A 23,839-nucleotide genomic window follows, 5' to 3' on the forward strand; every position below is an offset into this window, starting at 1 on the left:
TTCCTTTTTTGACGAAATGAACAGCCATGGCGGCGAGACCCGGTCGCCCTATCGCGAATATTGCGACTGGTTCGAAGCCGAGGATGTGGCGCGCATCCAGCACAAGGCGGTTCAGGCCGAGGCGCTATTCCGTACCACCGGCATCACTTTCAACGTCTATGGCGCCGTAGACGGCGACGAGCGGTTGATCCCCTTTGACGTCGTGCCGCGGATCATCTCGGCCAGCGAATGGCGCCGCCTGTCGCGCGGCATCGAACAGCGCGTGCGCGCGCTCAACGCCTTCCTCTACGACATCTATCACCGGCAGGAGATTTTGCGCGCCGGGCGGGTGCCGACCAAGCTGATCGCCGACAACGACGCCTTTCTGCCGATGATGATGGGGCTCGACCCGCCGGGCGGCATCTATACGCATATCAGCGGCACCGACATCGTCCGCACCGGCGCCAACGAGTTTTACGTGCTGGAGGACAATGCGCGCACCCCGTCGGGGGTGTCGTACATGCTCGAAAACCGCGAAACGATGCTCCAGATGTTTCCCGAGCTGTTCGCGAAAGTGCCGGTGCGCGAGGTCAGCGATTACCCGATCAACCTCTTGAAATCGCTCGCCGCCTGCGCGCCGCCGGCATGCGGCGGGACGCCGACGGTCGCGGTGCTGACCCCGGGTATCCACAACAGCGCCTATTATGAGCACAGCTTCCTGGCCGATCATATGGGCGCCGAACTGGTCGAAGGCCATGATCTGCGGGTGGTCGACGGCCGCGTCGCGATGCGCACGACGCAGGGGTATAAGGCGATCGACGTGCTTTATCGGCGCGTCGATGACGACTTCCTCGACCCGCTGAATTTCCGCCCCGACTCGATGCTGGGGGTGCCGGGGATCTGGGACGTCTATCGCGCCGGGGGCATCACCATCGCCAACGCGCCGGGAACGGGCATCGCCGACGACAAGGCGCTGTACAGCTATATGCCCGACATCATCGAATTTTATACCGGCGAAAAGGCGCTGCTCCCCAATGTGCCGACCTGGCGCTGCTCGGAGCCCGAGCATCTGCGCGAAGTACTCGATCGCCTGCCCGAACTGGTGGTGAAGGAAGTCCACGGATCGGGCGGATACGGGATGCTCGTCGGCCCCGCGGCGAGCAAGAAGGAACTGGCGGCGTTCCGCGCCAAGCTGGAGGCGAACCCCGGCAATTATATCGCGCAGCCGACGCTGTCGCTGTCGACGGTACCGATCTTTACCAAGAAAGGGCTGGCGCCGCGCCATGTCGATTTGCGTCCGTTCGTGCTGATGTCGCCGCAGGGGATCACGATCACCCCGGGCGGGCTGACGCGCGTTGCGATGACCCGGGGATCGCTGGTGGTGAATTCGAGCCAGGGCGGCGGGACCAAGGATACGTGGGTGTTGGAGGATTGATGCGCGCGCAGACGATCCTCTTCCGTCATTGCGAGCGACGCGAAGCAATCCAGTGCGGTTTGCACCGCCCCTGGATTGCCGCGTCGCCTTCGGCTCCTCGCAATGACGATGCGTTTGGAAGCACGCCCCCATGCTAGGCAAGACCGCAGGCAGCCTCTTCTGGATGGCGCGCTACCTCGAACGCAGCGAGAATAACGCGCGCCTGATCGACGCGGGGTTTCGCATCGCGCTCACCCGCTCGCAGACCGCGGCCGCCGAGTGGAAGTCGGTGCTGGTGACCGCCGGGGTGAATCAGGCGTTTCAGGCGGCGCACGGCGATTACAGCTCGGCGCGGGTGATCGACTTCCTGCTGCGCGACCCGGCCAACCCGTCGAGCATATTGTCAGTGATCCGTCAGGCGCGCGACAATGCGCGCACCGCGCGCACCGCGCTGACCCGCGAAACATGGGAGGCGGTCAACACCAGCTGGATGACGCTCGTCGCGCTGCTCAAGCGGCAGGTGCGCGAGGACGACCTGCCCGATGTGCTGACGACGATCCGCCAGCAAAGCGCGCAGGTGCGCGGAGCATTGAACGGCACGATGCTGCGCAACGACGGCTATCATTTCGCGCAGCTCGGGACCTTTCTGGAACGCGCCGATAACACCGCCCGCATTCTCGACGTGAAATACTACCTCTTGCTTCCCTCGGTCGCGCATATCGGCACCTCGATCGACAATGTGCAGTGGGAAACGATCCTGCGGTCGGTGTCGGCACACCGTGCCTATCGCTGGCTCTATGGAGCGGAAATCAGCGCGCTGAAGATTGCGGAATTCCTGATCCTCTATCGCCAGATGCCGCGCAGCCTGACCTTTTGCAGCGAGCGCATGGAAAATCACCTGAACGAATTGCAACGCCACTATGGCGACGAGACCGAGGCGTGGCGGATGGCGCATGCGCTGGTTCACGACAAGCTGAACGCCCCGATCCAGTCGATCTTTGACGGCGGCCTGCACCAATATGTCACCGGCTTTCTGCGCGACACCGCGGCGCTCGCGCGGCAGGTCGAGCGCGATTACCGATTTGTGGAATAGGGCGGCCGGTCATGCGTTTGTTCGTCGAACATATCACCCGCTATCATTATGACGCCCCGGTGCGTTACGCGCTGCAGCAGCTGAAACTGACGCCCAAGGATCGCCCGGGGCAGCAGCATGTCGTCAATTGGGCGATCGATATTGAAGGCGGTACGCAGCAGCTTCATTACACCGATCATCACGGCAATGGTGTCGACCTGATCGCGGTCGAGGGGGGCGCCAGCGAACTGATGATCCGCTGCCATGGCGAGGTCGAACTGCAAAGCTGGGATGGGGTGATCGGCGCGCACCGCGGCGCCATGCCCTTGTGGACCTTTCTGCGCCCAACGCCGCTGACCCGCGCGGGACGGGGGGTGCGCGGGCTGGTCGCGCAGCTTGGCCGCGATCATGCGAGCGACATCGAACGCGCGCACGCGCTGTCGACGCTGATCATCGACCGGCTGGCGTACCGGATCGGGGTCACCAATGCCGAAACGACCGCCGAACAGGCACTCGCCGGAGAAGGCGGGGTGTGTCAGGACCATGCCCATATCTTCATCGCCGCGATGCGCCATCTCGGCCACCCGGCGCGTTATGTCTCCGGTTATCTGATGATGAATGACCGGACGCAGCAGGATGCGACGCACGCCTGGGCCGAGGCGCATTTCGACCATATCGGGTGGATCGGATTCGACGTCAGCAACGGCCATTCGCCCGACCAGCGTTATATCCGCGTCGCCACGGGGCTCGATTACCGCGACGCAGCCCCGGTTCGCGGCATGCGCTATGGTGCGGCGCAGGAAAATCTGGTTGTTCAATTGCAGGTCCAGCAATAAGCGGACTGCGGGGACACAGGACGATCCGGGGCGGGGATACGGGATTCGATGACTTATTGCGTGGGAATGCGGCTCAACAAGGGGCTGGTGTTCATGTCGGACACCCGCACCAATGCGGGCGTCGACGATATTGCGCAGGTGCGCAAGATGCGCAGCTGGCACGTCCCCGGCGAACGCGTCATCACGTTGATGTCGGCGGGCAACCTCGCGACGACGCAGGCGGTCGTCAGCCTGCTCGACGAGCGCACCAAGGCGCCCGAAGATCGCCATCCGTCGATCCTGGCGGCGCCGTCGATGTTCCAGATCGCGACGATCATCGGCGAAACGCTGCGTCAGATCGTGATGCGCTATAACAGCGAGGGGCCGGCCGCGGCGGCCGCGTTTCGCGCCTCGCTGATCGTCGGCGGGCAGATCAAGGGCGCCGAACCACGCCTGTTCCTGATCTATCCCGAGGGCAATTTTATCGAGGCGGGCGAGGATAATCCCTTCTTCCAGATCGGTGAAACCAAATATGGCCGCCCGATCATCGTGCGCTCTTATGACCCGGCGATGTCGTTCGAGGATGCGGTCAAACTGCTGTGCGTGTCGTTCGATTCGACGATTCGCGCCAATGCCGGGGTCGACTTGCCGATCGACCTCAAGATTCACGAGCGCGATGATTACACGACCGTGCGCGAGCGGCGGTTCGAGCGCGGCGATCCCTATTTTGACAGCGTCGCCAACGGCTGGGCCGAAGCGCTCGGGATCGCGCTGGCGGAACTTCCTGACTTTCATTTCTGACCGACTTCGGCCACCGTCCGCCAGCACCGGATCGGGAGGGATCGCCATGATGCGCTGGATCGCCGCTGCGCTTGTTCTGACAGCCACGCCCGCCGCCGCCGACGAGGCGCGTTTCGCCAAGGCGCTCAGCGATTTTCGCGAACTGCATCGCGCCGAAACGCGCAAAGCGAACATTGCGGGCAGCAGCTTTTATGTTGTGCGGGGCGGGCAGACGGTCGCCGCCGACCATCTGGGCGAGCAGGATGCCGATGCGAAGGTTCCGGTCGATGCGCGGACCATCTATCATTGGGCGTCGGTGACCAAGACGATGACCGGGATCGCGATCATGCAGCTGCGCGATCGCGGGCTGCTGTCGCTCGACGATCCGATCGTCAAATATGTCCCCGAACTCGCGGCGGTGCATAATCCCTATAGCGACACCGGCGCGATCACGCTGCGCCAGCTGATGAGCCACAGCGCGGGGTTTCGGAGCGGAACATGGCCATGGCGCGACCATGACTGGCAGCCGTTCGAGCCGGCCGGCTGGTCGCAACTGGTGGCGATGCTTCCGTACACGGCGGTCGAGTTTAAGCCGGGCAGCCGCTTCGGCTATTCGAACCCCGGCATCGTCTATCTGGGGCAAGTGATCGAGCGGCTGTCTGGCGAGGATTATGAGGTCTATATCGACAAGAATATCCTGAAGCCGCTGGCCATGCACGCCAGCACTTTCGACCGCACCCCGCCGCATCTGCTGCCGTTTCGGTCGCACAGCTATTATATCAAGGACGGCAAGCGCGCCGCCGCGCCCTTCGATGTCGATACCGGCGTCACCGTGTCGAACAGCGGGCTCAATGCGCCGATGCCCGACATGGCGAAATATGTGGCGTTCCTGCTCGGCGATCCGGCGCGTGCCGCCGATTACGATCTGGTGCTGAAACGGTCGTCGCTCGAGGAAATGTGGGTGCCGCAGATTGCGGCGGGCGCGGACTTCACCCAGGGCCGCATGGCGACGACGACGCAGAGCGCGCTGTCGTTTTTCGTCGACCGCAGCCGGGGGGTGCGTATCGTCGGGTATAATGGCGATCAGAACGGTTTTCGCGCCTATCTGAGCTTTTGTCCCGACCAGCGCGTCGGCAGCCTGCTCGCGTTCAACACCGAAACGCAGGGCGTGCAGAATAGCGCGGCCAATCGCGACACCGCGGAATCGCGCATCGCGCTGGCGACTGACGGCTTGTGCGAGGCGCTGTCGGAATAGCGACCATCACCGTAGCCCTGAGCCTGTCGAAGGGCGCTTCTCGGTGAAGCGCCCTTCGACAGGCTCAGGGCTACGGTTCCATTTTTCCAAGGCCGGTTCTATCGGTTCTTCCGTCCTTCGATCAGCCCGTCGACAAGGCTCGGGTCGGCCAGCGTCGACGTATCGCCCAATGACCCGAAGTCGTTTTCTGCGATCTTGCGCAGGATACGGCGCATGATCTTGCCCGAACGCGTTTTGGGCAGGCCGGGGGTCAGGTGGATGTGGTCGGGCGTCGCGATCGGGCCGATTTCCTTGCGCACCTGCTGCTTCAGCGCCGCAGCCACCTCGTCGGTGGGTTCGACCCCGGCGTTCAAGGTGACATAGGCGTAGATGCCCTGACCCTTGATGTCGTGCGGGAAGCCGACGACGGCGGCCTCGGCGACGTCCTCGTGCAGCACGAGCGCGCTTTCGACCTCGGCAGTGCCCATGCGGTGGCCCGAGACGTTGATCACGTCGTCGACGCGGCCGGTGATGCGCCAATATCCGTCGGTATCGCGGCGGCAGCCGTCGCCGGTGAAATATTTGCCCTTGTAGGTCGAGAAATAGGTTTCGGCGAAGCGGCCATGATCACCGTAAATCGTCCGCGCCTGACCGGGCCAGCTGTGCGTGATGCAGAGATTGCCCTCGGCCGCGCCGCCGGTCTGTTCGCAGACGAGCTTGTTGCCCTCGGCGTCGACGAGTTCGGGCCGGATACCGAAGAAGGGCTTGCCCGCGCTGCCGGGCTGCATGGCATGCGCGCCGGGCAGGGTCGTGATCATGATGCCGCCGGTTTCGGTCTGCCACCAGGTGTCGATCACCGGGATGCGGCCCTTGCCGACGGTCTCGTGATACCAGCGCCACGCTTCGGGATTGATCGGTTCGCCGACGCTGCCGAGCAGGCGAAGCAACGACAGGTCGTGACGCGTCACATAATCGTCGCCCTCGCGCATCAGCGCGCGGATCGCGGTCGGCGCGGTGTAGAGGATATTGACCCGATGCTTGTCGACGACCTGCCAGAAGCGGTCGTGGTCGGGATAGTTGGGGACGCCCTCGAACATCAGCGTCGTCGCGCCATTTTGGAGCGGGCCATAGACGACATAGCTGTGCCCGGTGACCCAGCCGATGTCGGCGGTGCACCAGAAAATCTCGCCGGGACGATAATCGAAGCCGTAATGAAAAGTCGTCGCGGTCCACACGCTGTAGCCGCCGACGGTGTGCAGCACCCCCTTGGGTTTGCCAGTCGATCCCGAGGTGTAGAGGATGAACAGCGGGTCCTCGGCGTTCATCGGTTCGCACGGGCAGTCCGCACCGACATCGGCCGACAGCGCGTCATACCAATGGTCGCGGCCCTCCTTCATGCTGACGTCGCCGCCGGTGTGCGCGATGACGAGCACGGCCTTGACGTCGATGCGCTCCAGTGCCTTGTCGACATTGGCCTTGAGCGGCACCACCTTGCCGCCGCGCAGTCCTTCGTCGGCGCAGATCACCCAGTCGCTCGCGCAATCCTCGATCCGCCCGTGGATCGCCTCGGGCGAGAAGCCGCCGAAGACGACGCTATGCACCGCGCCGATGCGCGCGCAGGCGAGCATCGCCACGGCGCCTTCGGGGATCATCGGCATATAGATGGTGACGCGATCACCCTTCTGGACGCCCATCTTCTTGAGCGTATTGGCAAAGCGGATGACGTCGGCGAGCAGCGCGGAATAGCTGATCGTTCGCGTCTCGCCATCGGGTGCGTCGGGCTCAAAGATGATCGCGGTACGGTCGCCACGGCCTGCCGCGACATGGCGGTCGAGGGCGTTGTGACAGAGGTTGAGAACGCCATCCTCAAACCATTTGATTGCGACCGGGTCGTAGGACCAGTTGCCGATCTTCGTCGGCGCCTTGATCCAGTCGACGCGTTTCGCCTGTTCGGCCCAAAAGGCGTCGGGGTCGGTGACGCTCTGCGCATACAGCCGATCATAGTCAGCGGCGGTGCAGTGCGTGTCGACCGCGGCATCGCCGGGAACGGGAACGAACGGTTCTGACGGCGGCAATTCGGACGACACGGTTGATTCTCCCGTATGGCTTTCGATACTGGGCGGTCAGATAGCCGCCTCACGAAAATATGCAAATGCTTGGGCCGCGATCGATGAAAGGAAATTACGTGATGGTGATCGCGGACGAAGTCGGACGATTGCTGGACCGAATCGAGGTCGATCGCGCGCTGTGGACCGACGGATCGATGCCGTCGACGACGCCGCTGACTGGCGAACAAATCGCGATGGTGCAGGTCGCTGATGCTGCGGCGATCGACGAGGCGCTGGGCAAGGCTGCGGCCGCTTTTCGCGCTTGGCGCAATGTCCCTGCGCCGCGGCGCGGCGAGCTGGTGCGGCTGCTCGGCGAGGAACTGCGCGCGTCGAAGGACGACCTCGCGCGGCTGGTGACGATCGAGGCGGGCAAGGTGCCGTCCGAAGGCGCGGGCGAAGTGCAGGAGATGATCGACATCTGCGATTTCGCGGTCGGGCTGTCGCGCCAGCTCTATGGCCTGACGATCGCGACCGAGCGGCCGGGGCACCGGATGATGGAGGTCTGGCATCCGCTGGGCGTCGTCGGGGTGATTTCGGCGTTCAATTTCCCGGTCGCGGTATGGGCGTGGAACGCGGCGATCGCGCTGGTGTGCGGCAACAGCGTGGTGTGGAAACCGTCCGAAAAGACGCCGCTGACCGCGCTGGCGGTGCAGGCGATTTTTGACCGCGCGGCGGCGCGCTTCGGTGATGCGCCGCAAGGCCTCGCGCAACTGCTGATCGGCGGGCCCGAAGCGGGGGAAGCGCTGGTCGACGACCGGCGCGTCGCGCTCGTTTCAGCGACCGGATCGACGCGGATGGGGCGCAGCGTGGCGCCGCGGCTGGCGGCGCGTTTTGCGCGCGCGATCCTCGAGCTCGGCGGCAATAATGGCGCGATCGTTGCGCCGTCGGCCGACCTCGACCTCGCGCTGCGCGGGGTGGCGTTCGGCGCGATGGGGACCGCGGGGCAGCGCTGTACGACGACGCGGCGATTGTTCGTCCATGACAGCATCTACGAAGGTTTTGTTGCCCGGTTGAAGGCGGCCTATGGCAGCGTCGCGGTCGGGAATCCGCTGGAAAGCGCGGTGCTGGTGGGGCCGTTGATCGACCGGGCGGCCTTTGAGATGATGCAGCAGGCGCTGGCAGCCGCAAAAGCCGCTGGCGGTGTCATACTGGGTGGCGAGCGCATTGGCGAGGGCGCGAGTTTCTATGTGAAGCCCGCGCTGGTCGAAATGCCCGGACAGGTCGGGCCGGTTCTGGAGGAGACGTTCGCGCCGATCCTTTATGTCATGCGCTATTATGATCTCGATGCCGTTATGGCGCAGCATAACGATGTCGCAGCAGGGCTGTCGTCGGCAATCTTCACGACCGATGTGCGCGAGGCCGAACGCTTCCTTGCCGCGAGCGATTGCGGCATCGCCAACGTCAATCTCGGGACCAGCGGCGCCGAAATCGGCGGCGCATTCGGCGGCGAGAAAGAGACGGGTGGAGGGCGCGAGAGCGGGTCGGATTCGTGGCGCCAATATATGCGGCGCGCGACGAACACGGTGAATTATTCGGACGCACTGCCACTGGCGCAGGGCGTCAGCTTCGATCTGCCCTAACGCTGTGGCAGCGGGGCGGTCAGGTCGACCCGCGCGATCTCGCCGATCTTGCCCCGATCGATGCGGGCTTCGACCAGATGCGTCCCCATGAGGCCAAAGATCCGGCCGGCCAGGAAGACGGGGCGCGAATTGCCGTACCAGTCGATGCACGACACCTCGCATTTATAGGACGGGTGCGTTTCGACCTCGTCGGCGGACACCGCGACGAGTTCGCCGACCGGCGCGAGCTTGCCCGCAGGCGATTTGGTCAGGAAACTGAGGTCCGACGTGTCCGACCGCCACCACCCTCGGCCCGATTCCTCGGACCCCTTGACCGTCGGCACGCCGATGATGCCGTTGCCGTCGGCGTCGACGACGCTGTTGAACGCATGGCTGCGCCCTTCGCTTTCGTAGCGGCGCTCAAGGAATGTGGTCGACAGGATGCGCGCATCCTTGCCGAGCCCGATCAGCGTCAGGTTCAACCCCTTGTCGTCGCGATAGCCGTTGACGATGATGTCATTGCCGACGCGCTCGGTGCGCACGGCATTATGCGGAATATCGATCACCACCGCATCGCGCGGCCGTTTGACCGGCACCGCCACCGCCTTGCTCGACTGCGGCCCGTCGTCGGCGTCGGGCGGATAGCCCCACCAGCCGTTGCGGCCGCCAAACACTAGCCAGTCGTCGGCGAAGCGGTTTTCCACCACCGGCTTGCCCGTCGAGGGCAGCGCGGTGAAGGCGCTGTCGCCGACGGGCTCGAACAAGGTGCCGAAGGCGCCAGTGCGGATTTTCAGAAAGGCGTTTTCGGCTGGCGCACGGTGGGCGCCGTTGCAGCGGAACGATCGCCAGTCGACGAGCGCGCGAAATTCACCATCGCGCTCGTCCATCGACAGATGGTCATAGGGAACCCCCGATACGCCTGCGACAGTGGCATCGCGACTGCTGATGGGCAGACGGTAGAGCGCGCCGGGGGCGACGTCGCGCCGTTCGGCGCGCGGCAGCGCGGGATAGGGCGTGTCATAGCTCCAGTTTTCAACACAGTCCGGGAACCGCCACCGGTCGATGTCGCCGATCGACGAGTTCCAGAGATAGACGGTTTCGGGGGATACGAACATTTCGGCGGAGCGCGGACCGACGAAGCCGGTGGTGCGGCATTCGAGGTTGCGCTTGCGGGCGAAATCGCCGAGCGGACATATTGAAATCGCATGGATCGTCGGCTCAAAGGTGCGCAGAACGGGCTTATAGATCGACCGGACGTCGAGCAGCGGCACACCCTTTTCCTGACGCTTCTTGCGCTCCGCCGCGGGTACCCAGCGTCGCAGGACGGGCCGCGATTCGAGCTCCTCAAACTGTTCGGGCGAATAGGGCGTGTAGACGACCAGCTTGTCGCCGACGATGCGGGTCGCATAATTGTCGACGTCATAATAATCGTCGGAGGTGATGAGGAAAACGCCCTCGCTCGACACTTTGCCGCTCGCCTGATCGAGTTTGAAGATCGACATTTCGCTCGCATCATCGGCGTAGCTGTAGGCGGTGATGATGATATGGTCGCCCTGGACCAGCATCTCGTCGTACCAGTCGGCGCCCTCGAAATCATCGTCCCAGCGCTGCTTGCCTTCGCGGTCCGCGGGTAGGCGGCGATAGACGTCGGCGCGGTCGGTCAGCTGCATTGTCTTCACATTGATCGCAAAGATGCGGCCGTCCTGCAGCACGAGCAGATAGTCGCCGATCTGTTTGACGATGTCGCCCTCATCGACTCCTGCGGTCTGGACGTTGGTGATCGACGTTGGCGCCGCCGCCCGTGTCCCGGTCACGACGACGTTGTCGGCTTCGGCCGGACAGTCCTCCGGCTTTTCGCACAGCGGCTCGCTTTCCTGCATTGCCGCCGCGACGACGATTTCGTCCGTTTCGCCCGCGCGCGCCTGCGCGCGATCGCGGAGGCGTTCGACCGTCTTGAGATAGGTCCGGAACTCGTTTTCGCTCGCGTAACGAACGAGTTCGGGCGAGGTTACGCGGTCGAGCCGGCGGTCCTCGATTGCGGGTGGTACGATCGTCTTTCCGGCCTGCTCCGGCACTGTGGCGCAGCCCGCCACCGACGCCGCGACCCCCAGCAGCAACAGCCCCCGCATCATAACGCCTCCCGGTTTTGACAGTCGGGGGGATAACATCAACGACGGCGGGCGGTTAGCCCAAATGCGTACCAGTCACGCGGGGCGCCAGCCGAAACCTTCGGCAAGCGGCACGACCTGTCCCGGTGTGCCGACGGGCTCGACCGTGCCTTCGGTCAGAAAGGCGAGCATCGCCGCGTCGGTCACATCGACATGCGCAAGCGTGCGTTTATTGTCGGGGGTGCGCGCGGCCACGACTCCGGCTTTCGGCGCGCCATCGCGTCCATAGAAGACGGTATAGCTTTCGATCGTCGCCGGCCCGGCATAGTCCTCGACGAGTTCGGGGACGGGGCCGCGCTTCGCTTCGGCCTCGGCCTGATAGTCGAAGTCTTGCGGGAATTGCGCCGCCGCGATTGGCTCGCGGCTCAGCACGATACAATGATTGTCGGTCGCGAAGCCGCCATTGGCGAAGAGAAAGCCCGTGCGGCCTTCCGCGCGCAGCTTTTGGGTCATCGAGACGATCGCATGGCTCATATAATTGGCGATCGGACCACCACCAAAGGTCAGCCCGCCGAACACGGTCGCGGGGCGATCCCACGGCCAGCCGAGGATGCGCCGCGCCATCTTGGGGACGCACGGGAAGCAGCTGTAGAGTTCGACATGGTCGAAATCCTCGACCGTGATGCCGTTCAACGCGAGCGTGCGCGTGATCGACGTTTCCATGCTGACGCTGCCGTCATACCGGTCGCGGTGAAGGATGCTCGCGGGTTCCTTCGCGGCGGCACCCATGCCGACGTAGATCAATCGGTCCTCGGCGACACCGCGGCGGCGCGCTTCGGCAAGGCTTGCGACGATGAAGCCGGCGCCCTGATTGACCGAGGAATTGGCGACCATCAGCTTAGAATAGGGAAAGGCGATTGGGCGGTTGCGCTCGTCGATGCGCAGGATGTCTTCGGGTGACGCAGGTTTACGGATCCACGCCCCTTCGTTTGCCGCCGCGACCTCGGAGAAGCGCGACCAGATTTCGGCGCTTTCGAACTGCGCGTCCGCCAGACTTTCGCCCCACGCGGCGCGCGTCGCGTTTTCGTAGAGCGGATAGACATCTACCGGCGCGGCGAGCCCGTGCTTCTGCGCATAGTTGGGCTCGCGGCGCGTCGCGACCTTGCGGATTGCGTTATAGCTTTTGTCTTCGCCGCTCGCGGCCTTGACGGCGCGGCCCGCGGCGGTGCGCAGCGCCTCGCCGCCGACGATGGCGGCGAGTTTGACCTCGCCTGCGCCGATGCGGTTCGCGGCTTCGTTGAGCAGGCGGACGGGGGTGTCGCCGTGCGGCGCGGCGGACTGATAGTTGATCGCCGGATTGGCGCCGATCGCGGCGGCGAGCGGTTCGCATAGCTTGCCGAGGTGGTGGAAGCTGATCTGATCGACGATCGCGAGGCTGTCGATGTCGGCGAGTGGGACGCCGGCATCTTTTGCCGCGAGTTCCAGCGCGGCGACCATCAGCCCGAGCGAATCGAGTCCCTCATCGGGATCGTCGGGCCTGTCGTTGACCTGTCCGACGCCGATGATGACGGGAATGCGCTCGGGATCAGTCATGACCATCTCAGCGCGCTTTCCATTCGGGTTTGCGCTTCTGGGCGAAGGCGAGGGGGCCTTCGCGGGCGTCTTCGCTGCGCATCAGGACGCCGCGTTCGCGGGTGTTGTGGTCCCAATAGGGAGCGTCGGCGGCGATGCGGCCGTCCTCGATGCCGAGCGCGACGCGCTTCGATGCCTGCACCGACAAGGGGGCGTTGGCGGCAATCTTTTCGGCGAGCGCGAGCGCGGTGGGCATCAGCTCGGCGAGCGGTACGACATGGTTGACGAGGCCGAACTCGGCGGCGCGCGCAGCGGGGATCGGGTCGCCGGTCAGCATATATTCCATCGCGAGCTTGCGCGGCAGCTGCTGCGCCAGTCGGAACGCGCCGCCCGCCGCAGCGAATAGCCCGACCTTGACCTCGGGCAGCCCGAATTGCGCGTGATCGGCGGCGACGATGATGTCGCTCATCAAGGCGATCTCGCACCCGCCGCCGAACGCAAACCCATTGACCCCAGCGATGATCGGTTTCGAGATCGGGTGCGACACCATGCCGGCAAAGCCCCATGCCTGCTGCGCCGGATCGTCGGGATAGAGGCTTTCGCCGCGCGATAGCGCAACGAGGTCGGCGCCGGCGCAAAAGCTCTTGTCGCCCGCGCCGGTGATGACGACGACGCGGATTTCGGGGTCATTCTCGGCCTCTTCCAAGGCGCTGCCGATGCCGAGGTGGACCGCGGCGTTGACCGCGTTGCGCGCTTCGGGCCGATTGATCGTGACGATCAGCACATGGCCGCGGCGTTCGGTGAGGATGGTGGTGTCGGTCATCGCGAATCTCTCCCTTTCGAGGGAGTATCGCGGTTGGTTGACGTTTACGTCAACTGTAATCCTCCCCGGAATGGGGAGGGGGACCGCCGCGAAGCGGCGGTGGAGGGGGCATGCGGCCTGAAGCCGCGTCGCGTCAGGACGCCACCCCCCTCCGTCAGCGCTGCGCGCTGCCACCTCCCCACAAGTGGAGAGGATTTGTCGTCAGATCGACTGCCCGGTCTTCGCCCAGTCGGCGAGGAAGCCTTCGATGCCCTTTTCGGTCAGGATATGCTTGAACAGCCCCTTGATCACCGACGGCGGCGCGGTCATCACGTCGGCGCCGATCTTGGCGGCTTCGAGCACATGGATGCCGTGGCGGACGCTCGCAACGAGGATCTCGGTTTCATAACCATAATTGTCGTAGATCAGCCGGATGTCGGAAATCAGCTGCATGCCGTCGAAGCCATTGTCGTCGTGGCGGCCGACGAAGGGCGAAACAAAGGTTGCGCCGGCTTTGGCTGCCAACAGGGCTTGGGCCGCCGAGAAGCAGAGCGTGACGTTGACCATCGTGCCCTCGCTGGTCAGCGCCTTGCAGGTCTTGAGCCCGTCGATCGTGAGCGGCACCTTGATGCAGACGTTGTCGGCGATCTTGCGGAGGATTTCTGCCTCTTTCATCATCGTGTCATGATCAAGCGCGACGACTTCGGCCGACACGGGGCCGGTCGTCAGCGCGCAAATCTCGCGGGTCACTTCCTTGAAATCGCGCCCCGACTTGGCGATCAGCGACGGGTTGGTGGTCACCCCGTCGAGCAGGCCGGTCGCGGCGAGTTCCTGGATGTCGGCGATTTCGGCGGTGTCGGCGAAGAATTTCATGAGATGGGCGATCCTGCTGAGCCGCCGGTTGATGGCGGGCGATTCGGTGGGCTCGCTATAGCGCGGCGCGCCCGGGGTCGCCACCGGGTCAGCCAGGGCGGCGCGGGCGTTGCTTCGCCGAGATCGACTTGATGACGAGCGGGGCGGGACCATCGCCGGGGATCGGCGGTTCGGCAGCCGCAATTGCCTGGGCGATCAGCGGCTCGACGGCAGGGGCGTCGAAGTCGTCAACGGCATGAAGCTTGATGTGGCGGACCTGGCTGCCTTCGCCGAGCAGGATGCCCGCTGGGTCGTCGAGCATCGCACCCTTCAGAAAGAAGAGATTGACCCAGCGCGGCATCACCGCGAGCGAGAGGATCGCGTGATTGGCCTTGTCGTCGCCGCCATAGCCGATCACCAGCCCGTTGTAATTGTCATAGACCGTTCGAGTTGCGCCAGGCATCCGCGCATCCATTCGCCTCTTGAGCGCGCGCGCCAGCGCTTCGATCGTGGGGTCATATCTGGCCAGAAAAATGTCGAGTTCGGTCGAAGCGGTCATATCGCATCTCCACTCAAAAAGCTGGCGTTCCTTTTTTGTTCCGACTATGCGAAGTCGCATGGCCAAAGCGAAGCGTCAATATGTCTGCCAGAATTGCGGCTCTGCCACCTATCGCTGGCAGGGGCAATGCGCCGATTGCGGCGAATGGAACACCTTGGTCGAGGAAGCGGGCGAGACCGTCTTTTCCGCCAAGCACGACCTGAGCAAAGGCGGACGGACGCTGGCGCTCGAAACACTCGATGCGGTCAGCAAAATGCCCGGACGGATGCTGTGCGGGATTGCCGAATTCGACCGCGCGCTCGGCGGTGGATTTGTCGCGGGATCGGCGACGCTGATCGGCGGCGATCCGGGGATCGGCAAATCGACCTTGCTGCTGCAGGCGGCAGGGCGGCTCGCGAAGGCCGGGAAGTCGGTCGTCTATATCAGCGGCGAGGAAGCGGCAGCGCAGGTGCGGCTGCGCGCGCAGCGACTGGGGCTGGGCAACGCGCCGGTTGCGCTGGCGAGCGCGACGTCGGTGCGCGACATATTGGCGACGCTTGAAAACTTTGGCGACCGGCAGACGGCCGATTTCGTCGTGATCGATTCGATCCAGACGATGCACAGCGATCTGATCGACAGCGCGCCGGGAACCGTGAGCCAGGTCCGCGCGAGCGCTCAGGAACTGATCCGCTTCGCCAAGGACAGCGGCGCGGCGCTGGTGCTCGTCGGCCATGTCACCAAGGACGGGACGATCGCGGGCCCGCGCGTGCTCGAACATATGGTCGACACGGTGCTGGCGTTCGAGGGCGAGCGCAGCCACCAATATCGCATCCTGCGCGCGGTGAAGAACCGTTTCGGCGGCACCGACGAGATCGGGGTGTTCGCGATGGGCGAGGAGGGGCTGGGCGAAGTGGCAAACCCGTCGAGCCTGTTCCTGACCGACCGCAGCCGCGACGTGCCGGGGTCGGTGGTGTTCCCCGCATTGGAAGGCACGCGCCCGGTGCTGGTCGAGGTGCAGGCGCTGACCGTGCGGCTTGCGAGCGGCGCGACGCCGCGCCGCGCCGTCGTCGGCTGGGACAGCGGGCGCCTCGCAATGGTGCTCGCGGTGCTCGAGGCGCGCTGCGGGCTCCAGATGGGCGGCGCCGAAGTCTATCTCAACATCGCGGGCGGTTATCGCCTGACCGACCCCGCGGCCGACCTGGCGGTCGCGGCGGCGCTGATCTCGGCGTTCAGCGAACGGCCGGTCCCTGCCGACGCTATCGTCTTTGGCGAGCTGTCGTTGTCGGGCGAGGTGCGGCAGGTTTCGCACGATGGGCTGCGCCTGCGCGAAGCGGCGAAGCTTGGTTTTTCGCGCGCTTGGGGGCCAAAGGGGCTGAAGCCCGTCGGCGGAATCGCGGTGACCGGTTTCGACCGGCTCGGCGAACTCGTTGACCTGATGCTCGGTCGCGACTAGCCACCCCTGAATGGGAAGTCTGACAGCTCTGGACATACTCGTACTGACGCTCGTCGGCGGCAGCGCGGTGCTCGGTTTTTCGCGCGGCCTGGTGCAGGAAGTGACATCGTTGCTTGCCTGGATTCTGGCGATCGCGGCGGTGCGGTTTTTCCATCCGGTCACGACCGACCTGCTGACCGGCTGGGTCGGCAGCGATGGCGGCGCCGCGATGCTGGCGTTCGTGCTGCTGTTCGGCGGGGTGTTCGCCTTTGCCAAATGGGGATCGCGCGCGATGGGACAGCGCAGCCGCGCGTCGCTCGTCGGCGGTTTTGACCGCGGCCTCGGCGCCGGCTTCGGCGCGGTGAAGGGGCTGATGATCGCGGCGCTCGGCTTCATGGTGGTGACGCTGCTGTACGACATTGGCTATGGCAATGCGCAGCGCCCGGTGTGGATGACCGAAAGCCGCACCTATCCCGCGCTCAATGCGACGAGCGCGGCGCTGAGCAAGGTGATCGCCGAACGCCGCGCCGCGGCGCGCGAAGCCGAAGCGACATCGTCATGAGCGCGCCGCTCTACAATCGCGACATTTTGGCGCTGGCGGTGGCGACCGCCGACCACCTGCCCAAACCCGATGCGGGGTATCATGCGACGGCGCGGGCGCCGCTGTGCGGGAGCCGCATCCTGCTCGACCTTGACGCCGACGACCATGGGCGGGTGACCGCGATCGGCATGCACGTCGAAGCTTGTGCGCTAGGACAGGCCGCCGCGACGCTGTTGGCACGCCACGCGCCGGGGCGCAGTGGCGACGAGATTCGCGCCGCACGCGATGCGATCGCTGGCTGGTTTGCCGGCAGCGGCAACACGCCCGACTGGCCGGGTTTCGACCTGCTCGCCCCGGCGCGTGACTATCCCGCGCGGCAGGGCGCGATCCTGCTGCCGTTCGACGCCGCGATATTGGCGCTCGAAAAACAAGGTGCGCGGGTATGAACCTGCTCGCGCTCAGCGCGGTGGCAACCGAAGTGGCGGCCGAAAGGGTCGTCGATACCGCGCTGATCGAGGGCGCAATCTTGCTGGGCGTTGCGACTTTGTTCGTGCTGCTTTTCCGTCGTTTGGGGCTGGGCGCAGTGCTCGGCTATCTGATCGCGGGTTCGCTGGTCGGCCCCTACGGCCTAGGCTTGGTCGGCGGCGGTGAATCGAAGCTTGCCTTTGCCGAAATCGGCATCGCCTTTCTGCTCTTTCTCGTCGGGCTCGAACTGCATCCGCGCCGCTTGTGGGATATGCGCCGCGCGATTTTCGGGCTGGGGCTGGCGCAGGTGGCCATCACCGGTGTAATCCTGTCTGGCCTGATTATGGTGACGCTGGGGTTCAGTTGGCAGGCGGCGCTGGCGCTCGGGCTGCCGCTGGCTTTGTCGTCGACCGCGCAGGTACTGCCTAGCCTGAAAAGTTCGGGGCGGATCAATTCGCCCTTTGGCGAAAAGGCCTTTTCGATTCTGCTGTTCCAGGATCTCGCGATCGTGCCGATGATCACGATCATAGCGGTGCTGTCGCGCGCGCCCGCCGACCCTTCGGCGCCGCCGGGGTGGCAGATGGCGCTTTACACCGTCGTCGCCATCATCGTCCTCGTCGTAGTCGGACGCTTTGTCCTCAACCCGCTGCTGCGGATCATCGGCCGTTACGGTGAGCGAGAACTGTTCGTCGTCGTCGGGCTGCTCGTCGTGCTGGCCAGCGCCGCCTTCATGCACAGCATGCACCTGTCGACTGCGCTCGGCGCCTTCATCGCCGGGGTGATGCTTGCGGATTCGCCGTACCGGCACGAGATCGAGGCCGATATCGAACCCTTTCGGCTTGTGCTGCTCGGATTGTTTTTCCTCGCAGTCGGCATGGTGCTCGACCTCAATGTCATTCGCGACGATCCGCTCCGCGTCGTGGCGCTGGCTGCGGGGCTGGTGGTGGTGAAGGTCGCAGTGCTAACCGTCCTTGTCCGCCTGTTCGGCAAGCCGTGGAGCGTCGCGCTCGGGCTTGGCCTGCTGCTCAGCCAGGGCGGCGAATTCGGCTTTCTGCTGTTCACCCAGGCGACCGAAGCCCAGCTGATCGCCCCCGAGGCGGCGAGCCTGTTCAGTGCCGTCGTGACGCTGTCGATGATTTCGACCCCGTTCCTGATGCTGTTCGCGCGCAATCTGGAATTTGCCCCCGATAGCGTCGCGGCTGAGCTCGATGACCCCGAACATGCGCCGCGCGGATCCGCGATCGTCGTCGGTTACGGTCGGTTCGGCCAGATCGTGACGCAGATGCTGCACGCGGTCGATTGTTCGGTGACGCTGATCGACAAAAAGGCCAGCCAGATCGAGACGTCGGGGCGCTACAACACCAAGGTCTATTATGGCGATGGACTGCGCATCGACGTGCTGCGCCGCGCCGACGCCGAACAGGCGCGGCTGATCATTTTCTGCACCGACGACCGCAGTTTTGACGCGGCGGTGCTGGCGCCGATCGTCAAGGCGTTCCCGAATGCGAAGATCCTGACCCGCGTGTTCGACCGCCGCCAGCTGATGGCGATCGACGGCGCCGGGGTCGACGGTGCGGTGCGCGAAACCTTTGAAAGCTCGATCGCGCTGGGGCTGCTGGCGCTGCAGCAGATCGATGTCGGTGCCGACGAGATCGCCGACGTCGAACAGGCGCTGCGACACCTCGATGCGGAGCGTCTGCGCGCGCAGATGAGCGAAGGCGATCTGACGGCGGGGATGGACCACCGGTTCATCGCCGGCGGCGGACGGCAGGCGGCGAGCGTTCTGGAAACCCTGCGCGAACGGCGGAACGCAGCGAAGCTGGCGAAAGAGGCAGGCGAGACAGTCGGGTAAAGCGCTGCGTCCTCCATCTTCCGTTTGTGCTGACCTTGTCGAAGCACCGTCTTTCGTTTTTGCGGCGTCGCGAAGAAGGAGCGACCCTTCGACAAGTTCAGGGCAAACGGACTTGGGACTGTTTGCCTTCTCTAGCGGTTTTCCCGGTCCAGAAACGCCGCCACCGCATCCAGTCCGTAGGCGTCGGTAACAAAGCTCTGCCCGATGCCGCGGCTCAGGATCAGCGGCAGTTTGCCGCCGCGCACTTTCTTGTCATGCGCCATATGGGCGGCCAGCGTCGCGCCGGTGGCGTCGATCCGGGCGCTGGCGAGGTCATGCGGCAGCCCGACTGCGGCCAGATGCGCTGCGACCCGTTCGGCGTCGGCGGCCGGACACAGGCCTTGCGCTGCCGAGAAACGATGCGCCAGCGCCATGCCCGCGGCGACGGCCTCACCGTGGAGTAGCCGGTCGGAATAGCCGGTCTCGGCTTCGAGCGCGTGGCCAAAGCTGTGGCCGAGGTTGAGCAAGGCGCGAATATCCTGCGTCTCGCGCTCGTCGGCGGCGACGATACGGGCTTTTGCGGCGACACTGTGGGCGATCGCCTTGTGCCGCGCGGCACCGTCGCCTGCGAGCAGCGCGTCGCCGTTCACCTCGCACCAGGCAAAGAAATCCGCGTCGTCGATCAGGCCATATTTGACCACCTCGGCATAGCCTGCGGCCAGATCGCGGCGCGGCAGCGTGTCGAGCGTGGCGGGGTCGATCACGACCAGCGCGGGTTGATGAAAAGCGCCGATCATATTCTTGCCTGCGGCAACATTGATCGCGGTCTTGCCGCCGACGCTGCTGTCGACCTGCGCCAGCAGGGTGGTTGGCACCTGAATGAAGTGGCAGCCGCGTTTGACGATGCTGCACGCAAAGCCGACGAGATCGCCGATCACCCCGCCGCCGAGTGCGATGACATGGTCGCTGCGCTCGACACCTTCGCCGATCAGCCATTCGGTCAGCCGAGCGAGCCCCGCCCAGCTTTTGGCGGCTTCACCGGGGTCGAGGACGAAGGACGAAAAGGAGATATTCTCCATCGCCAGCGCGGTGCCGAGCGGCACCAGATAATGGTCGGCGACATGGGTGTCGGTGACGATCATCGTCCGCGGGCGTTTGAGCAGCGGGGCGACATGCGCGCCGATCTCGCGGATGAGCCCATCGCCGATCAGCACCGGATAGCTGCGCGCGCCCAGTTCTACGGTCAGCTGTTCCATTGCGGATCTTCCCACTTCGACAGAGCTTCCAAAATCGCGCGGACCGTCTGGTCATGCGGCGTGCTCGCCGAACTGACGCGCAGATGCGCTTCGGCGTAGATGGGGTTGCGGACCGCGGCTAGCTCGCGCAGCACCTCGCCGGGGTCGCGGTTCTTGAGCAGCGGACGATGGCTGCGGCGCCCGACGCGCTCGACCAGTGTCGGGATGTCGGCGTCGAGCCAGATGCACAGGCTGTCCCGGAGGATCAGCGCGCGTGTTTCGGGGTTGATGAACGCGCCGCCGCCGGTTGCCAGCACCATCGGTTTTCCCGCCAGCATGCGCGCGATTACGCGCCGCTCGCCGTCGCGGAAATGCGCTTCGCCAAAGCGTTCGAAAATGTCCGAGATCGTCATGTCGGCGGCGCGTTCGATTTCATCGTCGGCGTCGGCGAACCGCATCCCGAGCCGCCCCGCCAGACGGCGGCCGACGGTCGATTTTCCCGACCCCATCAACCCGACGAGCACGATCGAGCGCTCGCGAATTGCGGCGGGGATCGCGCTGGAGCTGTTTGGTACCGGGCTTTTCGGGTTTCGCGACATGGTGCGCGCGGCTATACCGCCCGCTACGCGCGGAACAACGGTTTTCGGCGATAGTGCAAGCCCGATCGCGCGGGCGTGAACGATAGAGGTGGACGTGGCCGACAAGATTGGCGAAAGCGCGGCGCAATGACGAAGAAATTGCTGACGCTGACCTTGGGCCTGTCGGGCTCCGCGCTCGCTGCCGCGCTGGTGTTACCGGCGATCGCGCAGGAATCGCTGCTGCCCGAAGGTTTCGGCAACCCAGCCGACACCCCCGCGCCGCGCCCCACGCCAACGCCGTCGCAAACCCCCGCGCCGACATCGGCACCGAAAAACGGCACGGCCCCGCGGCTGGTCACCCCGACCGTCGGTTCGACCGACACCGCCGGGGCGACCGATGACGCCGACGAAGACGATGTCGATGACGAAACGGTTGAGCCCGGCACGCTGAAATATGACCTGCCCCCGGGGGCGCGTCGGCTGCTCACCCGCATTGGGCCACTGACGCCCGAAACCGGCGGGCTCGGTCCCGATGCGTTCGGGGTGCGCGGTCAATATGCAGCCGCGATCATGCGGCGAACCAACGGCCAGTTCGCGTCGCGCTGGGGCCAGATATTGCTGCGCCGTTCGCTCGTCTCGGCGATCGATACGCCCGCAACGATCAACGGCGCCGACCTTGCCGCCGACCGCGCCTCGCTACTCTTGCGGATGGGCGAATCGATTGCGGCGCGCTGGATCGTCCAGTCGGTCGATTATGACCGCGCGAGCCCGCGGCTGGTCGCCGCCGCGCAGCAGACTTACCTGGCCAATGCCGATCCGGCGGGCCTGTGCGCCTATGTTCCCGCGGGGCTGGCGCATGGCGACGAGCAGGCGTGGCGGCTGGCGTCGGCAATCTGTTCGGGCCTGTCGGGCGAGGCGGGGCCGGCGGGCTGGGCGATCGGTCGCGTGCGGTCGAGCGGCAGGATTTCCAATTTTGACATATTGCTTGCCGAGCGCGTGCTCGGCGCGACGGGCAGCGGACGCCGGTCGACAACGATCGAATGGGACAATGTCGATCGGTTGACCAGCTGGCGGTTCGGCATGGCGACGGCGACCGCGGTTCCCGTTCCCGAGGCGCTGCGCACTGCCGCGCCTGCGAATATGAAGGGCTGGACGGTGCTTGCGCCGATGACCGACATGGCGAGCCGCATCGCCGCTGCGCCCGAAGCCGCTGCGCGCGGCGTCCTGTCGAGCGATGCCTATGTGTCGTTGCTGAGCGCTGCGGCGGGGGAAGAGGAGCCGTCCGAAGCGCTCGCGGCGCAAACCGACCAGCTCCGCGCGGCCTTCGGCTCGGCACGCCGCGCCGATCGTTATGCAGCGATGGAGGCGATCTGGGCCGCTGGCAGCACACCGGTGCAGCGCTACGCCGCAATGGTGTCGACCGCGCGCGCTGCCGCAGCGTTGCCGGTGAACACAGAAATCGGCGACGATCCGTGGCAGTTGCTGGGGTCGATGCTCGCGGGCGGCTATGACGCCAATGCGATCGCGTGGGTGCCGACGGTCACCGTGGGCAGCCGCGCCTGGGGCGTACTCGCGGTCGGATCGCCGCGGCCACTCAATGGCACGACGGCGGGAACGGTTGGACAATTTTCGGGCAATGACGACAGCGCCGACTATCTCCGGTCGAAATTCCTGCTCGCGGGGCTCGCAGGGCTCGGACGGATCGATGCCGGTGCCGCGGCGTCGGCGGCGAGCGATCTGGAAGTCGATCTGGGCAAGCAGACGCGCTGGTCGCGCGCGATCATGGCGGCGGCCGAACGCCGCGAACCCGGCATGGTCGCCTTGCTCGCCGCGGCGGGGATGCAGGGCGAATGGTCGAAAGTCCCGCCCTATCATCTCTATTATATCGTCCGCGCGCTGCGCGAGGTCGGGCTGGCGTCCGAAGCGCGGATGATCGCCGCCGAAGCGCTGGTGCGTGTCTGAACCGGCCAACGCGACTGGTATCGACCATGTCTGACGGCGCCGCCATCGACCGCTTTCTGGAGATGATGGCGGCCGAGCGCGGTGCTTCGCGCAACACGCTGGTCGCATATCGCCGCGATCTGGAGCAGGCGGCAGAACGGGTCAAAGGCCCGCTCGCCGGTGCCGATGTCGCGGCGTTGCGCCAGTTGATGGCCGATTATCAGTCGCTTGCGGCGAGCAGTGCGGCGCGCAAGCTGTCGGCGCTGCGCCAGTTTTTTGCCTTTCTGCAGGGTGAGGGCGACCGGGTCGACAATCCCGCGCTCGACATTGCGCGCCCGGCGACGCGCCGCGCGTTGCCGCGCATCCTGACCCACGCGCATGTCGAGCAATTGTTCGCGCAGGCCGAGGCGGAAGCGGCGGGCGACGTCCCGCCCGCGGCTGCGGTCCGCATGCTGCTGCTGCTCGAACTCCTCTATGGTTCGGGGCTGCGCGCGAGCGAGCTGGTGACGCTGCCGCGCCGCGCGATCGGCGGCGCACGCGAATTTCTGATCGTCAAGGGAAAGGGCGACAAGGAGCGGCTGGTGCCGCTGTCCGATCGCGCCCGCAGCGCGCTCGACCGCTGGCTTCCGCTGTTCGTCGACGGATCGCCCTGGCTGTTTCCGTCGGGAAAAAGCCATGTGTCGCGCGTCCGGCTGTTCCAGATGCTGCGCGACCTTGCGGGCCGGGCGGGGATCGATCCCGCCGCGGTCAGCCCGCATGTTTTGCGCCACGCCTTTGCCACCCATTTGCTCGAAGGCGGGGCTGACCTTCGCGCGCTGCAGCTGATGCTGGGCCATGCCGACATCGCGACGACCGAAATCTATACCCATGTCGACAGCCGCCGGCTGGTCGAACTGGTCAACCGTCGCCATCCGCTCGCGCAGATGGACGCGGGGCAGGGATCAGCAGACGTTGACGTCGCGGCACCATCGGCTTAGCGGTCC

General features: G+C 65.4%; 20 protein-coding genes. 12 read left to right on the top strand and 8 right to left on the bottom strand.

The features are described from left to right. Positions 1 to 16: 16 nt before the first annotated feature. The 5 genes from G9408_RS13700 (at position 17) to G9408_RS13720 (ending at position 5,315) form a co-directional block, all read left to right on the top strand. Positions 17 to 1,414 (top strand): circularly permuted type 2 ATP-grasp protein, encoded by a 1,398-nt coding sequence (locus G9408_RS13700; RefSeq protein WP_171005326.1) that lies wholly within the window; start codon positions 17 to 19, stop codon positions 1,412 to 1,414. Positions 1,415 to 1,544: 130 nt separating this feature from the next. Then, positions 1,545 to 2,486: an alpha-E domain-containing protein gene (locus G9408_RS13705; protein WP_120217100.1), complete on the top strand. Its 942-nt coding sequence runs from the start codon at positions 1,545 to 1,547 to the stop codon at positions 2,484 to 2,486. An 11-nt stretch (positions 2,487 to 2,497) separates the two neighbouring features. Further along, positions 2,498 to 3,301: a transglutaminase family protein gene (locus tag G9408_RS13710; protein ID WP_168454533.1), complete on the top strand. Its 804-nt coding sequence runs from the start codon at positions 2,498 to 2,500 to the stop codon at positions 3,299 to 3,301. Between the two features lie 48 nt (positions 3,302 to 3,349). Continuing rightward, on the top strand, positions 3,350 to 4,081 hold the full coding sequence (locus G9408_RS13715; RefSeq protein WP_137871364.1) for a peptidase: 732 nt from the start codon (positions 3,350 to 3,352) through the stop codon (positions 4,079 to 4,081). A 46-nt stretch (positions 4,082 to 4,127) separates the two neighbouring features. Continuing rightward, on the top strand, positions 4,128 to 5,315 hold the full coding sequence (locus G9408_RS13720) for a serine hydrolase domain-containing protein (protein ID WP_168454534.1): 1,188 nt from the start codon (positions 4,128 to 4,130) through the stop codon (positions 5,313 to 5,315). 98 nt (positions 5,316 to 5,413) lie between these two features. Here the strand turns inward: G9408_RS13720 and acs are convergent, their stop codons facing one another. After that, complete coding sequence (acs, locus tag G9408_RS13725; RefSeq protein ID WP_408021881.1) at positions 5,414 to 7,381, bottom strand: acetate--CoA ligase; 1,968 nt, start codon at positions 7,379 to 7,381, stop codon at positions 5,414 to 5,416. 101 nt (positions 7,382 to 7,482) lie between these two features. Here acs and amaB point away from each other — a divergent pair, with 101 nt between their 5' ends. Further along, positions 7,483 to 8,982, top strand: a complete 1,500-nt coding sequence (gene amaB / locus G9408_RS13730) for an L-piperidine-6-carboxylate dehydrogenase (RefSeq protein ID WP_210423370.1) — start codon at positions 7,483 to 7,485, stop codon at positions 8,980 to 8,982. Here amaB and G9408_RS13735 read toward each other — a convergent pair. The 5 genes from G9408_RS13735 to G9408_RS13755 all read right to left on the bottom strand — a co-directional run bounded on the left by G9408_RS13735 (position 8,979) and on the right by G9408_RS13755 (position 14,854). Beyond that, entirely contained in the window at positions 8,979 to 11,093 is a 2,115-nt protein-coding gene (locus tag G9408_RS13735) for a beta-propeller domain-containing protein (RefSeq protein ID WP_168454536.1), read from the bottom strand. The genes amaB and G9408_RS13735 overlap by 4 nt on opposite strands. Before the next feature lie 72 nt (positions 11,094 to 11,165). Then, positions 11,166 to 12,662: an acetyl-CoA acetyltransferase gene (locus G9408_RS13740; protein WP_168454537.1), complete on the bottom strand. Its 1,497-nt coding sequence runs from the start codon at positions 12,660 to 12,662 to the stop codon at positions 11,166 to 11,168. A 7-nt stretch (positions 12,663 to 12,669) separates the two neighbouring features. Next, positions 12,670 to 13,464 carry a crotonase/enoyl-CoA hydratase family protein gene (locus G9408_RS13745; RefSeq protein WP_168454538.1) on the bottom strand — a complete coding sequence of 265 codons (795 nt, stop codon included), beginning with the start codon at positions 13,462 to 13,464 and terminating at the stop codon, positions 12,670 to 12,672. Between the two features lie 201 nt (positions 13,465 to 13,665). Then, positions 13,666 to 14,316, bottom strand: a complete 651-nt coding sequence (fsa, locus tag G9408_RS13750; RefSeq protein ID WP_168454539.1) for a fructose-6-phosphate aldolase — start codon at positions 14,314 to 14,316, stop codon at positions 13,666 to 13,668. Between the two features lie 88 nt (positions 14,317 to 14,404). Further along, positions 14,405 to 14,854, bottom strand: coding sequence for a DUF1801 domain-containing protein (locus G9408_RS13755; RefSeq protein ID WP_168454540.1), 450 nt, complete (start codon positions 14,852 to 14,854; stop codon positions 14,405 to 14,407). A gap of 58 nt (positions 14,855 to 14,912) precedes the next feature. Here G9408_RS13755 and radA point away from each other — a divergent pair, with 58 nt between their 5' ends. Genes radA through G9408_RS13775 form a run of 4 tightly spaced genes read left to right on the top strand, consistent with a single transcriptional unit; the run spans position 14,913 to position 19,123 of the window. Further along, positions 14,913 to 16,286, top strand: a complete 1,374-nt coding sequence (gene radA, locus G9408_RS13760; RefSeq protein ID WP_168454541.1) for a DNA repair protein RadA — start codon at positions 14,913 to 14,915, stop codon at positions 16,284 to 16,286. 10 nt (positions 16,287 to 16,296) lie between these two features. Beyond that, positions 16,297 to 16,827 carry a CvpA family protein gene (locus tag G9408_RS13765; RefSeq protein WP_210423371.1) on the top strand — a complete coding sequence of 177 codons (531 nt, stop codon included), beginning with the start codon at positions 16,297 to 16,299 and terminating at the stop codon, positions 16,825 to 16,827. Next, positions 16,824 to 17,252: an iron-sulfur cluster assembly scaffold protein gene (locus G9408_RS13770; protein ID WP_168454542.1), complete on the top strand. Its 429-nt coding sequence runs from the start codon at positions 16,824 to 16,826 to the stop codon at positions 17,250 to 17,252. The genes G9408_RS13765 and G9408_RS13770 overlap by 4 nt, the downstream gene beginning before the upstream one ends. Further along, a complete protein-coding gene (locus G9408_RS13775) occupies positions 17,249 to 19,123 on the top strand; it encodes a monovalent cation:proton antiporter-2 (CPA2) family protein (protein WP_168454543.1) in 1,875 nt (624 codons plus the stop codon). Before G9408_RS13770 ends, G9408_RS13775 begins: the two co-directional genes overlap by 4 nt. 131 nt (positions 19,124 to 19,254) lie before the next feature. Here the strand turns inward: G9408_RS13775 and aroB are convergent, their stop codons facing one another. Then, the gene (gene aroB, locus G9408_RS13780) at positions 19,255 to 20,358 is read right to left on the bottom strand and encodes a 3-dehydroquinate synthase (RefSeq protein WP_168454544.1); all 1,104 of its coding nucleotides are present in this window, start codon (positions 20,356 to 20,358) and stop codon (positions 19,255 to 19,257) included. Beyond that, positions 20,346 to 20,936 carry a shikimate kinase gene (locus G9408_RS13785; RefSeq protein ID WP_168454545.1) on the bottom strand — a complete coding sequence of 197 codons (591 nt, stop codon included), beginning with the start codon at positions 20,934 to 20,936 and terminating at the stop codon, positions 20,346 to 20,348. Before G9408_RS13785 ends, aroB begins: the two co-directional genes overlap by 13 nt. Before the next feature lie 126 nt (positions 20,937 to 21,062). Here G9408_RS13785 and G9408_RS13790 point away from each other — a divergent pair, with 126 nt between their 5' ends. After that, on the top strand, positions 21,063 to 22,877 hold the full coding sequence (locus tag G9408_RS13790; RefSeq protein WP_168454546.1) for a hypothetical protein: 1,815 nt from the start codon (positions 21,063 to 21,065) through the stop codon (positions 22,875 to 22,877). A 26-nt stretch (positions 22,878 to 22,903) separates the two neighbouring features. Then, positions 22,904 to 23,833 carry a tyrosine recombinase gene (locus G9408_RS13795; RefSeq protein ID WP_168454547.1) on the top strand — a complete coding sequence of 310 codons (930 nt, stop codon included), beginning with the start codon at positions 22,904 to 22,906 and terminating at the stop codon, positions 23,831 to 23,833. The last annotated feature ends 6 nt before the right edge of the window (positions 23,834 to 23,839 follow it).

Source organism: Sphingopyxis microcysteis (assembly GCF_012274265.1).
GTDB classification, from domain to species: domain Bacteria; phylum Pseudomonadota; class Alphaproteobacteria; order Sphingomonadales; family Sphingomonadaceae; genus Sphingopyxis; species Sphingopyxis microcysteis.

What these genes read in the sequence shown, in the direction of transcription:
- G9408_RS13700 (WP_171005326.1), top strand. Translation starts at nt 17, where the DNA reads ATGAACAGCCATGGCGGCGAGACCCGGTCGCCCTATCGCGAATATTGC.
- G9408_RS13705 (WP_120217100.1), top strand. Translation starts at nt 1,545, where the DNA reads ATGCTAGGCAAGACCGCAGGCAGCCTCTTCTGGATGGCGCGCTACCTC.
- G9408_RS13710 (WP_168454533.1), top strand. Translation starts at nt 2,498, where the DNA reads ATGCGTTTGTTCGTCGAACATATCACCCGCTATCATTATGACGCCCCG.
- G9408_RS13715 (WP_137871364.1), top strand. Translation starts at nt 3,350, where the DNA reads ATGACTTATTGCGTGGGAATGCGGCTCAACAAGGGGCTGGTGTTCATG.
- G9408_RS13720 (WP_168454534.1), top strand. Translation starts at nt 4,128, where the DNA reads ATGATGCGCTGGATCGCCGCTGCGCTTGTTCTGACAGCCACGCCCGCC.
- amaB (WP_210423370.1), top strand. Translation starts at nt 7,483, where the DNA reads ATGGTGATCGCGGACGAAGTCGGACGATTGCTGGACCGAATCGAGGTC.
- G9408_RS13735 (WP_168454536.1), bottom strand. Translation starts at nt 11,093, where the DNA reads ATGATGCGGGGGCTGTTGCTGCTGGGGGTCGCGGCGTCGGTGGCGGGC.
- G9408_RS13740 (WP_168454537.1), bottom strand. Translation starts at nt 12,662, where the DNA reads ATGACTGATCCCGAGCGCATTCCCGTCATCATCGGCGTCGGACAGGTC.
- G9408_RS13745 (WP_168454538.1), bottom strand. Translation starts at nt 13,464, where the DNA reads ATGACCGACACCACCATCCTCACCGAACGCCGCGGCCATGTGCTGATC.
- fsa (WP_168454539.1), bottom strand. Translation starts at nt 14,316, where the DNA reads ATGAAATTCTTCGCCGACACCGCCGAAATCGCCGACATCCAGGAACTC.
- G9408_RS13755 (WP_168454540.1), bottom strand. Translation starts at nt 14,854, where the DNA reads ATGACCGCTTCGACCGAACTCGACATTTTTCTGGCCAGATATGACCCC.
- radA (WP_168454541.1), top strand. Translation starts at nt 14,913, where the DNA reads ATGGCCAAAGCGAAGCGTCAATATGTCTGCCAGAATTGCGGCTCTGCC.
- G9408_RS13765 (WP_210423371.1), top strand. Translation starts at nt 16,297, where the DNA reads ATGGGAAGTCTGACAGCTCTGGACATACTCGTACTGACGCTCGTCGGC.
- G9408_RS13770 (WP_168454542.1), top strand. Translation starts at nt 16,824, where the DNA reads ATGAGCGCGCCGCTCTACAATCGCGACATTTTGGCGCTGGCGGTGGCG.
- G9408_RS13775 (WP_168454543.1), top strand. Translation starts at nt 17,249, where the DNA reads ATGAACCTGCTCGCGCTCAGCGCGGTGGCAACCGAAGTGGCGGCCGAA.
- aroB (WP_168454544.1), bottom strand. Translation starts at nt 20,358, where the DNA reads ATGGAACAGCTGACCGTAGAACTGGGCGCGCGCAGCTATCCGGTGCTG.
- G9408_RS13785 (WP_168454545.1), bottom strand. Translation starts at nt 20,936, where the DNA reads ATGTCGCGAAACCCGAAAAGCCCGGTACCAAACAGCTCCAGCGCGATC.
- G9408_RS13790 (WP_168454546.1), top strand. Translation starts at nt 21,063, where the DNA reads ATGACGAAGAAATTGCTGACGCTGACCTTGGGCCTGTCGGGCTCCGCG.
- G9408_RS13795 (WP_168454547.1), top strand. Translation starts at nt 22,904, where the DNA reads ATGTCTGACGGCGCCGCCATCGACCGCTTTCTGGAGATGATGGCGGCC.